Annotated in this window: 9 protein-coding genes; 5 read left to right on the forward strand and 4 right to left on the reverse strand. The window is 49.6% G+C overall.

Features of this window, described 5'->3' with window-relative positions; genetic code table 11:
• Positions 1-22: 22 nt before the first annotated feature.
• Positions 23-1,825: an oligoendopeptidase F gene (pepF, locus tag ACPV3A_RS04985; RefSeq protein ID WP_426198375.1), complete on the reverse strand. Its 1,803-nt coding sequence runs from the start codon at positions 1,823-1,825 to the stop codon at positions 23-25.
• A gap of 559 nt (positions 1,826-2,384) precedes the next feature.
• On the opposite strand from pepF, the gene ACPV3A_RS04990 reads away from it, so the two are divergent.
• The 5 genes from ACPV3A_RS04990 (at position 2,385) to ACPV3A_RS05010 (ending at position 8,400) form a co-directional block, all read left to right on the forward strand.
• Positions 2,385-4,346 (forward strand): endonuclease MutS2, encoded by a 1,962-nt coding sequence (locus ACPV3A_RS04990; RefSeq protein ID WP_426198376.1) that lies wholly within the window; start codon positions 2,385-2,387, stop codon positions 4,344-4,346.
• Positions 4,347-4,411: 65 nt separating this feature from the next.
• On the forward strand, positions 4,412-4,930 hold the full coding sequence (locus ACPV3A_RS04995) for a GNAT family N-acetyltransferase (protein WP_426198377.1): 519 nt from the start codon (positions 4,412-4,414) through the stop codon (positions 4,928-4,930).
• Positions 4,931-5,055: 125 nt separating this feature from the next.
• Complete coding sequence (locus ACPV3A_RS05000) at positions 5,056-5,919, forward strand: class I SAM-dependent methyltransferase (RefSeq protein WP_071218328.1); 864 nt, start codon at positions 5,056-5,058, stop codon at positions 5,917-5,919.
• Between the two features lie 4 nt (positions 5,920-5,923).
• On the forward strand, positions 5,924-6,643 hold the full coding sequence (locus ACPV3A_RS05005; RefSeq protein ID WP_426198378.1) for an RluA family pseudouridine synthase: 720 nt from the start codon (positions 5,924-5,926) through the stop codon (positions 6,641-6,643).
• Positions 6,644-7,038: 395 nt separating this feature from the next.
• Positions 7,039-8,400, forward strand: coding sequence for a lytic polysaccharide monooxygenase (locus ACPV3A_RS05010; protein WP_426198379.1), 1,362 nt, complete (start codon positions 7,039-7,041; stop codon positions 8,398-8,400).
• Between the two features lie 155 nt (positions 8,401-8,555).
• Here the strand turns inward: ACPV3A_RS05010 and ACPV3A_RS05015 are convergent, their stop codons facing one another.
• The 3 genes from ACPV3A_RS05015 to ACPV3A_RS05025 all read right to left on the reverse strand — a co-directional run.
• Positions 8,556-8,987, reverse strand: a complete 432-nt coding sequence (locus ACPV3A_RS05015; protein WP_220685804.1) for a MarR family transcriptional regulator — start codon at positions 8,985-8,987, stop codon at positions 8,556-8,558.
• Between the two features lie 420 nt (positions 8,988-9,407).
• The gene (gyrA, locus tag ACPV3A_RS05020; RefSeq protein ID WP_426198380.1) at positions 9,408-11,867 is read right to left on the reverse strand and encodes a DNA gyrase subunit A; all 2,460 of its coding nucleotides are present in this window, start codon (positions 11,865-11,867) and stop codon (positions 9,408-9,410) included.
• Positions 11,868-11,878: 11 nt separating this feature from the next.
• On the reverse strand, positions 11,879-12,334 hold a 456-nt coding region (locus ACPV3A_RS05025), incomplete at its 5' end, for a toprim domain-containing protein (RefSeq protein WP_426198381.1).

Here is a 12,334-nt window from a genome sequence, read left to right on the forward strand (position 1 = left end):
TTTCCCATATATGCAAATGGTATTATTCCTCGTACAGGGACTCCAGTTCGTCGACAAGCGATCCAACATATGCAACCGCTTTGGAGATCGGCTCGGAAGTGGACATATCGACCCCTGCCATAGCCATTAATTCCAGCGGACTCTTGCTGCCTCCGGCCTTGAGGACTTGGAGCCAGCGGTCTACAGCCGGTTGACCTTCCTCGCGAATCAATTGTGCTGCAGCTGTTGATGCGGTTAGTCCAGCGGCATACGTATATGGATAAAGACCCATATAATAATGCGGCTGTCGCATCCAGGTAAGCTTTGCTCCTTCATCGAGCTCAACCACGTCACCCCAGAAATCGGATAACACAGCACCTTTTAGCTCAGATAGCTTATCTGCGGTAATCGGCTCATCGGCCATCGCATGGCGGTATACCCGTCGCTGCATTTCCGCTTCCAGAAGGTGAGTCACATAGTTATGGTAATACGTGCTCAGAAGCTGAAGAATAACAGAGCGCCGCATCCGCTTATCCTCGGATTGACTGAGCAGGTGATCTGCCAGCAGCAGCTCGTTCATCGTGGAAGGCGCCTCGATAAAATACAAGGAAGGACGGGCGTTGGTGATACGCTGATGGTCCGCTGCCAGCATCAAATGACCAGCATGCCCGACTTCATGCGCTAAGGTGAAGGCATTTCGCATATTGTCCGCCCATGCCATCAGGATATAAGAATGCACTCCGTATACGGAGGAACAGAACGCTCCTGTAGACTTACCAATATTATCGGCATAATCCACCCAGCGCTTGGAGAACGCGGATTGAACGATTTCGCCGTATTCAGGACCCAGTATCGACAAAGCACTGGAAATCGTGGAGCACGCTTCTTCATAAGTAATGCTTGGATTGAAATCCGTGTCCATCGGCGCTTTCAAATCGCAGAACAGCATTTGATCCAGCCCGAGCACGCGCTTCTTCAGCTTCATCAGTCTTCGCATATGCGGAGCTAACTCCGTCAGAATGGTATCATGAATGTTGTTGTACATCTCCATCGTCACTTGCTGCGGCTTCAGCAGCATGTCCGTTACGGAATCATACCCGCGAAGCCGGGACATCACCACCTGTTTCTTCACTTCGGTGGCGTATGCCTCGGCAAATGTATGGCGCGATCCCTGCAGTGTCTTCGTGAACGAGGCATAGGCCTCGCGCCGAAGCTGCGTATCCTCTGACATTTCGTAAGAATTCTCGTACAGGCGGAACGAGACCGGCTTGGTTCCGTCATTCACTTGAATATCGTCAAAAGTCATATCCGACAGCTTGCTGCGCAAATAGATGCGGTAAGGGGAACCGAGCACCTCTCCCAGCGATGCCAACACGCTTTCCGTCTCAGGACTCAAGCGGTGAGGCTTCGATTCCAGCAGCAATGTCAAACTTCGGGCATAAGGAACAAGCCCGTCTTCCTTCGTTATGTATTGTTCGATGATGCCATCCTCGAGATCCAGCAGCTCCGATTCAATAAACGTCAGGGAAGATTGGATGCGTGAGAGAACATCGCCCGTTCTGGCCGAATTTGCCAGGTTGGCCGGATTGGTTCCGTCTTCCGATTGTCGTAATCTAGCATACGCCCCGACGTTGCTAATGCTCTCCATCAGAGCTTCCTGTTCGTTCAAGCACTCCAGAAGAACGGTTGCACCCTCTCCCAGCCTGCCTCTGAATCGAGTCAATTGAGCAGCTTGCGATTCAATCGCTTTTAATCCCGCTTCGAATGCTTCTTGCGAGACAAACAAATCATCCAGATTCCAAGTAGCCTCGATTGGAACCTCACTTCGTGTCAGCAATTTCCCCATGGATATAACTCCTCTCGTGTCTTGTCCTCTCATGATTGACGCCAGCAGTTACTATGGATTAGCAACTGTATAACAATTCCATCATATCACAGTTTTTTAAGGGATCGTATCCGCTTTTCGACCTTGACTTGTGACCCTATTTATGGATATAGTTATTTCATACTCTTATCTAAAGGAGAGATTTTGATGTCGGTGGTCGTTCTTAACTAACCAAATTTCATATGGATCGAAATGTAAAATTTTGGGCATTCCCTGTAAAGGGATATGTTTATTTTTTGATGGATTTTCATTTCGTCCGTTGAATTAGTTAAGAACTGCGGATATCAATGGAAGCCCCTTTAGGGTTTATTCAGATATGATATGGTCATCCGTGCTGAGTTCAGCACGGATTTTTTTGGGTCTCCCCCTCCTTTTATTCAAAAGGGTTATTTGGAGCCGTCCCATAACGCCATGCCATCAGAATAACGATCTATGGGCGGAAAGCGAACCTTAGTAGTTCGCTTTCCGCCCTTTTTGTGTTGTATACCATCCATTTTATAGTCAAAGGAGATTGTAACCCATGAAACCCTTCGCATTAAACAAATTGGAGTACGAGAAAATACGCACCGAACTTGAACGCTTTGCCGTATCGTATCTGGGAGTCGAGCATATCCGGAAGATGGCCCCCCTCACCCAGATAAAAGCCATCCGCAACAAACTGAATGAAACGGAGGAAGCCAAAACCCTGCTCCAGACCGGAGCTAGCGTACCTATTCCTTCACTGGAGGGCATTGAAATGATCCTGGATCTGCTCGGCACCGGTTATGTGCTGTCTGAGCGCGATTTCGGGAATATGGTCCAATATCTGAGAAGCTGCCGTCAGCTCATTCAATATATGAAAGCCAAGGAGGGCATTGCTCCATTGATCAGTTCCTACGCCTCATCCATGCATGAACTGCGTCCACTTCTGTCCGAAATCGAACGCAGCATTCACGGGGGGCGTGTTGTGGATAGCGCCAGCAAAGATTTGGCCAAAATCCGCAAAAAAATCATCGTAGCCGAGGAACGGATCAAGCGTAAGCTCGACAGCCTGATAAGCCGTTACAAAGGGATCATGCAAGAGCATGTCATCAGCAAACGCGGAGATCGTTACGTGCTGCCCATCAAGAAGGAGCACCGTAAATCCGTGAATGGCTCGATTCTGGATGAATCGGCCAGCGGGCAGACGGTATTCATCGAGCCCTCCGACTTGCAGGGACTTCAGATGGAATTGAATTTCCTGCACGCCGATGAAGTCCGCGAAGAAACGAAGGTGCTGAGTGATTTGACTGCACTTGCCGAGCAATATCAATTCGAACTGAGAACCAATGCCGACATTGTTGGAATCTACGATTACATCATAGCCAGGGGCAAGTACGCCGTTTCCATCGGCGGGCGCAATGTAAGCCTGAACCAGGAGGGGGTCATCCATCTAAAATCCGCGGTGCATCCTTTAATCGGCTCCACGATGGTACCGCTGGACTTCTCTATCGGGGAGCGGTATAAAACCTTGATCATTACAGGGCCTAATACCGGCGGCAAAACTTCTGCTCTGAAGACGGTTGGTCTCATCACCGTTATGGTGCAATCCGGTCTGCTGGTTCCTGTCGCGGAAGGCAGCCATTGCGCCATCTTTGACGAGGTTTCCGTCGATATCGGAGATGGGCAGAGTTTGGAGCATGCCCTCAGCACGTTCTCTGCGCACATTCGCAACATCCGCGACATTTTGCAGACAGCCGGCCGGTCCACGCTTGTATTGCTCGATGAAATGGCGTCGGGAACGGATCCCGGTGAAGGCGTTGGATTGTCGATCGCCATCCTGGAGGAGTTGAGTCAACGTCAAGCAACGGTTGTGGTAACCACCCATTTTACCGAAATCAAAAATTTCGCCGAGCGCACCTCCGGCTTTGAGAATGCCCGCATGGAATTTGATGCCGATACACTCGAGCCGCTCTATCGTCTGCGGATTGGTGAAGCCGGGCACAGTTATGCCTTTGTCATTGCAGCGAAGCTGGGCATACCGGAGTCGATCATTGCCAGATCGCGGGAAATCACGGAAGCTGGAGGGGCAAGAGATAACACGGCCCTTATCCAAAAGGTAAGCTCAGAGTCCGATGATGAGTCTGAAGAAACACGTCCGGAAGAATACGGTACGTTGCCGACAGACAAACAGGATAAGCTAATGAATGATGAAGATTATCAAGAAGAAGTTTCTCCCTCTTCCCTCTATCAATTAGGCGATCGTGTCTATGTGCCTTATTTGAAACGAAGCGGAACCGTGTATGAAACCATCGACGGTAGAGGTAATATCGGTGTAATGATTCAGAAGGATAGACTGAAAATTAACCATAAACGGCTGAAGCCTTATATTGCTGCCAAGGATCTTTATCCGGAGGATTATGATCTTGATATTGTTTTTGAGAGCAAAGAGAACCGGAAGAAGCGTAAACTGATGAACCGCAAGCACGTTGAAGGACTGCAGATCGAAACGAAACCGGAATAACGAAACTCTTGACGGTGGGTTGACCAGGATATCAAAAAGAATGGATTTTCGGAGGAGAGATTACGATGAACATACGTACAGAAACCAAGAACGATTACGAGAAGGTCCATAACCTTCTCACTCAGGCTTTTCCCGGACAGGAAGAAGCGATTCTAGTGCGGCGGCTGCGGGAAGATAAAGACTTTCAACGGGAATTGTCAATCGTAGCGGAAGAAGATGGGATCATCAAGGGACATATTATGTTCAGCCGGTCTAGCCTTTTTGACGGGGTTCATAACCATCACGTGGCTGCGCTAGGGCCGCTGGCCGTGCTTCCGGATTATCAACGACAAGGGATCGGCGGGAAATTGATTGAAGAAGGCAAACGGCGGTGTCTCTCGCATGGCTATCCACTTGTTTTTCTGTTCGGCCATCCGGCATATTACCCCCGTTACGGATTTGTGCAGGCCAGAGCCTATGGAATCGACATCACCCAATTTACGGTTTCCGATGAAGTATTCATGGTTGCCGAGCTTCAGCCGGGCGCGCTCGATCACCTGCATGGCGTATTCCGTTTCCACTCCGCATTCGAAGATTTGGGGTAAGTCTAGCTTCAAAGTCCATATCATCCCGAATAGGTTTGATCAAGCCGGGGAATCCTTGGTGGCATTCAGCTTCTGATATGTTGTACAATAAAATCTAAATGACTATTTGAAGGATGGTTTTCAACATGTATGTAGCTCAGGATTGGCAAGATTACGAGGTCATCGATACCGGAGGCGGAGAGAAGCTGGAACGCTGGGGCGACGTGATTCTCAGACGTCCGGATCCGCAGATCATATGGCCGATTGAACGCGAAGATGGACAGTGGCGCAGTGTGCACGGACACTATCATCGCAGCTCGTCGGGCGGCGGGCAATGGGACATGAAAAAGCAGCTTCCGGACCGGTGGACCATCTCATACGACCAATTGAAATTTCATATTCGACCAACCAATTTTAAACATACCGGTTTGTTTCCGGAGCAGGCAGCCAACTGGCGCTGGATGATGGATAAGATCGCTTCTGCCGGACGTCCGGTCAGCGTGCTGAACCTGTTCGCCTATACCGGCGGAGCAACCGTCGCGGCCGCCTCGGCCGGAGCTCAGGTTGTTCATGTGGATGCTGCGAAGGGGATGGTTCAATGGGCCAAGGAAAACGCGGCATTGTCCGGACTTGCCGACCGTCCTATCCGTTATATCACGGATGATGTGTTTAAATTCGTGCAACGGGAGCAGCGGCGGGGGAACAAATACGATGCGATCATTATGGACCCTCCATCTTATGGCCGCGGACCAAGCGGAGAAACGTGGAAGCTTGAGCAAAGCTTGTATCCCTTCCTCGAAAGCTGCATGAGCATCGTATCGGATAATCCGCTGTTCATGCTGATTAACTCCTATACAACCGGAATCTCCCCTACCGTTCTGAATAACATGCTGACCATGACCATGAAGCCGAAATACGGCGGTACCATCAGTGCGGGAGAGATCGGATTGCCGATTACCCGCTCCGGCATGAACCTGCCGTGCGGCATCCTGGGTCGATGGGAGTCCTGATTCAATGAACAAGCGGGAACCAGCAGCATATCCGGTTGTGCCGATTCTGTTCGAGGATAATCATGTGTTAGGAGTAACCAAGCCGGTAAACATCCCTTCCCAAGAGGATGCTACCGGCGATCCCGACATGCTGACCATTCTGAAACAGGACATTAAGGAGCGCTACAATAAACCGGGCAATGTATTTTTGGGATTGGTGCACCGTCTGGACCGTCCGGTTGGCGGAGCGATGGTGTTTGCCAAGACTTCCAAAGCCGCATCCCGATTATCGGAATCCGTCCGCAGTCGCAGCTTCCGCAAGCAATATGTGGCGATCGTTCATGGGATTCCTTCGAAAACGTCAGGCCGGCTCGTAAATATGCTGTATAAGGATGTAAAAACCAACACCGTTCATGTCACCTCTAAAGGTACGGACGGGGCCAAGGAGGCCATTCTGGATTACACCGTGCTCCAAACGTCCGAAGGCTTCAGCCTCGTCCTGATCGAGCTGCACACGGGCAGGCCGCACCAAATCCGTGTACAGCTGAGCCATGCGGGACATCCGCTGTTCGGAGATCAGAAGTATGGAAGCAAGGTGAACAAAGCTGGCCAGCAGATTGCCTTATGGTCCGTATTGGTCGGATTTCCTCATCCCGTTACCAAAGAGGAACTCTCCATTCGTTCCATGCCGCCCTCCGACTATCCCTGGAGCCTTTTCTCGATGGAGAAGCTGGCGTCCACATGACGTACTATCCATATAATACAGAAAAACCGAAATCCAGCCTTGGATTTCGGTTTTTTTATACCTCTGTTTTATGATGGCAAATACTGTAATATTGTATCCCTCTACGATAATATATTACCCCTTTACTTTTATCAAAGAATGCCGAAAAATAGAAACTACATAGTTTAACATTTTTTAGTTGATTTGTACAATCATGGTATAAACTCTGCTTGCGAGTTTATATAGATCAATGGTGCCAAGGAGGAGGATGATCAAAAGCTGTTCATGAATGATTACACGGTCGACTCGGTTGTTTATGATGTGTAACAGGGCAAGAAAACTCACAGCTCAGGGAGGTTTGATCAGCATCAAGTGTCCGCTGAATTTCTCATTAAATATTCAAGGAGGTATTTGTTATGGATCAGGTTCAATATCAAACAAATCGCCGCTTGCATTTGAAACCGCTGTGGATTTTTTTAGGAAGCACGCTGTTGTTCTTCACCATCATGATCATCACGGCAAGCAGCGTCTCCGCTCATGGGTATATTGAATCACCAGCCAGTCGTGGTTATAAGTGTAAGCTCGGAGAGAACACCAACTGCGGCAGAATCATATATGAACCGCATTCCCTCGAGGGAAAAGGTAACTTCCCCATCGGTGGACCGGCGGATGGTCAGATTGCTGGTGCTGGAATTTTTCACGAGCTCAATGAACAATCACCTACCCGCTGGAGTAAAGTGAACATGAACGGCGGACCCAATACATTTAAATGGGTGCTGACCGCAGCTCACGCCACATCCGATTGGAAATATTATATTACGAAAAAAGGCTGGGATTCCAGCAAACCCCTCGCACGCGCAGATCTCGAATTGTTCTGCTCCTTCAATGACGGTGGCAAACGTCCGCCGAACACCGTAACCCACACCTGTAATGTTCCTACCGACCGCACCGGCTACTATCTGATCTTGGCTGTGTGGGAGATCGCCGATACAGGCAACGCCTTCTATAACGTAATCGATGTGAACCTGAATAACGGCAGCGGAAATCAGGACACGCAAGCTCCAACCGTACCCGGTAACTTAAGATCCACAGGCGTCACCAGCACCAGCATCTCGCTCTCCTGGAACGCTGCCACGGATAATGTGGGGGTAACAGGTTATGAAATCTATCAAGGATCTAATCTAGTAACAACCGTATCAGGATCAACCTTAAGCCATACCGTCACCGGTCTGCAAGCGTCAACCTCCTATACCTTTACGGTAAAAGCACGCGATGGAGCAGGCAATGTCTCCACGGCGAGCAATCCGTTAACGATTGCCACATCCAATCCGGTACCGGACACTCAAGCTCCGACGGCTCCCGCCAATCTACGATCAGTCGGCTCTACTTCAACCAGCGTATCATTAGCCTGGAACAATTCCACGGATAATGTCGGCGTTAGCGGCTATGAGGTTTATCGGGGCACAACGCTGGTGACCACGGTATCCGGCAGCACGCTTTCCTATACGGTCGGCGGGTTATCACCCAACACAGCCTATAGCTTCACCGTTAAAGCTCGTGATGCGGCTGGCAACGTCTCCGCTGCAAGCAATGAACTGCAAGTTACCACGGCGGACGGCTCCACACCGGAAACTCCGGCTTGGGCACCAAACACTTCATACCAGCTAGGAGCCTTAGTCACATATGGCGGCAACACCTATGAGTGCCGGCAAGCCCACACGTCCCTGCCTGGTTGGGAACCCTCCAACGTGCCGGCTTTATGGTTGCTTAAGTCATAATCTCAATACGTCATGTAAAGATTCGAAACGTGATATAACGATAATGTTCCATAAGTATAAAAATATGTAACAGCCCTCAAGGGTGAGCTGCCGTCTGCAGCCGCCCAGGGGGCTATTCTACGTTTAGAACGTTAGCTTTAGCTTTAGAACTATACCTATACCTCAACCAGAACTTCCTTTGGAGCTGTACTAATCTTTCCTAACAGATAGACAAGCAGCTGCTGATTATGCGAGGATATGCGGTTCAAAATTTGGGAAAGGTACTCATCCCTAACCTGTAATCCGCGTGTGTATTCCTCACGCCCTTTATAGGAAATCGTCACCCAGACGATCCGTCTGTCACTTGCGTCCCGTTCCCGTTTGATCAATCCATTCTTCTCCATCCGGTCCAATAGCATGGTTACGGCTGCCGGACTTGTGGCCAGGTAAGGAATGAAATCGGAAGGTTTCATTCGCTTTAATTCAGCAAGCACCTCCAGCACCATCAGTTGCGATTCCGTCAATGTCGGTGCTAATCCGGCTTCCATATGGAGCTTATAATCCTTGGCCAGCTTGGACCACACCTTGGCGAATTCGGCAGTATGCATATTTATCCCGTCCCTTCAATAATGCTGTCATGATCAAACATCGGATACCGTCCGTGGATGTTGTGCTGTACTTTTTGTGAATGGGTTTCGTTTGAACCCTAGTCATGATTCCATAATAGTTTATAGGATTAACTTTTCGCGGGCAACCTCTCAATATCCTTCTTTTTTCGTTAAAAAATATAATTTCCAATCAAGCGACAAAACCCGCCAACCCTTATATGACGGCGTTTTTCAAGGTTCATCCTACTTCGACACAGTCAGGCATATGTCAAATAGTATAAATAACAGCTCAAATGTTGCGGGAAACGCAAAATATAGCAAAAGCACCTCGACAAATATCATCGAAGGTGCTTTTCGTCCGTCTATCTTATCTTGTCCAAACTTGGAAATCTCCAAGAAAAGGATGTTACGCAATCTTGTTTAACTTTCTTTATCTGACTCCGCATGCGGAAGAGTTACCAGATCGACAATCCGTCCTTGCTTGCCAACATCGGCAAGCAGTTTGCCTATCGATTTACGTTCCGCGATCGGAACTTTTTCGGTGTGAATCAGATGGGCTTGCCCGTCTTCGCTGTACGCCATAAACTGCAGCGGTTCACGGCAATAGAAAGCTCCGACAATGGCGCTGCCGTTAGGCTTCACCCGCTTGCCTTCCTTAAACTCAAACGTGGCCATGCCTTTTCCGCCGCGGCTTTGCGTCTGGTAATCCAACAGCAAGCTGCGCTTGCCATAGCCAAGATCCGTGATAGTCAAAATCTCACCCTCATCGTTCTCCACCCATAATGCCGCAACGACTTCATCCCCGTCACGGAGCTGGATTCCTCGAACCCCGCCGGAAACGCGTCCCATCGCGTTGACTTCCTGCTCATTAAACCGGATGCTCATCCCTTCTTTCGAGATTAGCACAATATCTTTATTGTTATCACTCACAACGACCTGGATAATGCTGTCTTCCGCAGCGACCTTGGCTGCAGCAACAGCGCCAGCCCGCTTGGTAACATACTCCTTGAGCTCTGTGCGCTTCACTTGACCTTTGCGGCTGACAAACACAAGCGACTTGCCCTCTTCTTCAAAGTTCGAAACCGGAATGACCGATACGATGTGATCCTCTTTCGGTACCTGAATCACGTTAACGATGGCCGTACCGGCATCTTTCCATTTGTATTCCGGAATCTGGTGAACCGGCAATAAGAAATACTGCCCACGGCTCGTGAATATAAGCAGATTCTCCAGGGTATTGACTTCAAACAGACGTGTGATGTAATCCCCTTCCTTAACGCCTGAGCTTTCCAGCTCACCGCCGCTTCGGGTGAAGGATAACATGCTGGTGCGCTTGATGTAGCCTTCATTAGACAGAGTTACGAGCACGTCCTCTGCGTTCACCAGCACTTCAAGATTAACCTTGATCTCTTCCACTTCTTCCTGAATGACAGAACGCCGGTCGATGCCGTATTTCTCGCGAATTTCAAGCAGCTCTTTGCGAATGACGGCAATCAGCTTCTTATCGCTGTCCAGTATCGCACGCAAGCCCTCGATTTTCTTCATTAACTCGTCCAGCTCTTTTTGCAGGGAATGAATTTCAAGGTTCGTAAGGCGGTATAATTGCAAGGTCAATATGGAATCGGCTTGTCTCTCCGTGAAACCGAACATCCATTGCAGATTGTTCTGGGCATCCTGGCGATTCTTGGACGCTTTGATCGCCGCAATGACCTCATCCAGGATATTTAAAGCCTTAACCAGGCCTTCCAATACATGCGCCCGATCCTCTGCTTTCTCCAGCTCATACTGGGTCCGGTGCGTGACGACCTCACGCTGATGCTGGATATAGGCAGATAACATGTCTTTAAGCCCCAGCTGTTGAGGGGTTTTATTCACGATTGCAACCATATTGAAGTTGTACGTTATTTGCAGATCGGTTTTCTTGAACAAATAAGCAAGAATCCCGTTTGCGTCGGCATCCTTCTTCAGCTCAACGACGATGCGAAGTCCTTCTCGTCCGCTCTCATCGCGAACCTCGGCGATGCCCTCGACTTTTTTCTCCAGTCGTATGTTCTCCATCGTGGTAACAAGCCGTGACTTAACGACCTGATAAGGAATTTCCGTGATGACAATCTGCTGCTTGCCGCCGCGAAGCGATTCAATGTCCGTCTTCGACCGTAGATAAACGCGGCCTTTGCCTGTCCGATAGGCGTCCAAAATGCCTTCGCCGCCCATGATGATTCCGCTGGTCGGGAAGTCCGGACCTTTGATAAAGGTCATAATCTCCGCCAGCTCAATCTCCGGCTTCTGCATTACGGCAATACAAGCATCGATCACTTCCCGCAGATTGTGAGGCGGGATTTCAGTGGCAAAACCCGCGGATATCCCGCTAGCTCCGTTCACAAGCAGGTTTGGGTACCGTGAAGGCAGCACAACCGGTTCCTTGGCCGTGTTATCAAAATTATCCTTAAACAGTACGGTCCGCTTCTCGATATCCCGAAGCAGCTCCATGGCAATCGGCGATAGCCTTGCCTCGGTATAACGCATCGCTGCGGCGGGATCATCATCCTGGGAACCCCAGTTTCCGTGGCCGTCCACGAGCACATGTCCCATCTTCCATGGCTGAGCCATCCGAACCATACCTTCATAAATCGATGAGTCCCCGTGCGGATGGTAATTACCCATGACATCCCCGACGGTTTTCGCCGATTTACGGTATGGTTTATCCGGTGTGTTACCCGAATCGTACATGGCATACAGGATCCGGCGCTGAACGGGCTTCAGCCCGTCACGAACGTCCGGGATCGCTCGGTCCTGAATAATATACTTGGAATACCGGCCAAATCGATCACCTACGACCTCTTCCAGAAAAGCCGGCAAAAATTGCTCAGATAAACTCATTCCTTCACCTTCTATTCCTCAAACTCTGCGAAGTTGACATTTTCTACGATCCACCGTTTGCGGGGATCTACTTTATCTCCCATCAGCGTAGACACACGACGCTCCGCTTTGGCAGCATCATCGATTTGTACCTGCAGCAATGTCCGTGTTTCCGGGTTCATCGTCGTTTCCCATAATTGCTCCGGGTTCATCTCGCCCAGACCTTTGTAACGCTGCAGCTCAAAGTTTTTGAATTCCTTCAAATAATTAGCCAGCTGCTCATCCGTCCAGGCATACCGAACGGTTTCCAGCTTCCCGGATTTGCTGGCGATTTTATACAGAGGAGGCTGCGCAAGGTAGACGCGGCCTTCATCAATTAAAGGTTTCATGTATCTGTAGAAGAACGTAAGCAGCAGCACCTGAATATGAGCGCCATCCGTATCCGCATCCGTCATGATGATGATTTTCGAATAATTGCTGTCCCCGGC

It is taken from the genome of Paenibacillus sp. Dod16, from assembly GCF_049893405.1.
In the GTDB taxonomy this organism is placed as follows: domain Bacteria; phylum Bacillota; class Bacilli; order Paenibacillales; family Paenibacillaceae; genus Paenibacillus_AQ.

Coding starts and splice junctions, on each gene's coding strand:
- pepF (WP_426198375.1), bottom strand. CDS start 1,825: ATGGGGAAATTGCTGACACGAAGTGAGGTTCCAATCGAGGCTACTTGG.
- ACPV3A_RS05010 (WP_426198379.1), top strand. CDS start 7,039: ATGGATCAGGTTCAATATCAAACAAATCGCCGCTTGCATTTGAAACCG.
- ACPV3A_RS05000 (WP_071218328.1), top strand. CDS start 5,056: ATGTATGTAGCTCAGGATTGGCAAGATTACGAGGTCATCGATACCGGA.
- ACPV3A_RS04995 (WP_426198377.1), top strand. CDS start 4,412: ATGAACATACGTACAGAAACCAAGAACGATTACGAGAAGGTCCATAAC.
- ACPV3A_RS05015 (WP_220685804.1), bottom strand. CDS start 8,987: ATGCATACTGCCGAATTCGCCAAGGTGTGGTCCAAGCTGGCCAAGGAT.
- gyrA (WP_426198380.1), bottom strand. CDS start 11,867: ATGAGTTTATCTGAGCAATTTTTGCCGGCTTTTCTGGAAGAGGTCGTA.
- ACPV3A_RS04990 (WP_426198376.1), top strand. CDS start 2,385: ATGAAACCCTTCGCATTAAACAAATTGGAGTACGAGAAAATACGCACC.
- ACPV3A_RS05005 (WP_426198378.1), top strand. CDS start 5,924: ATGAACAAGCGGGAACCAGCAGCATATCCGGTTGTGCCGATTCTGTTC.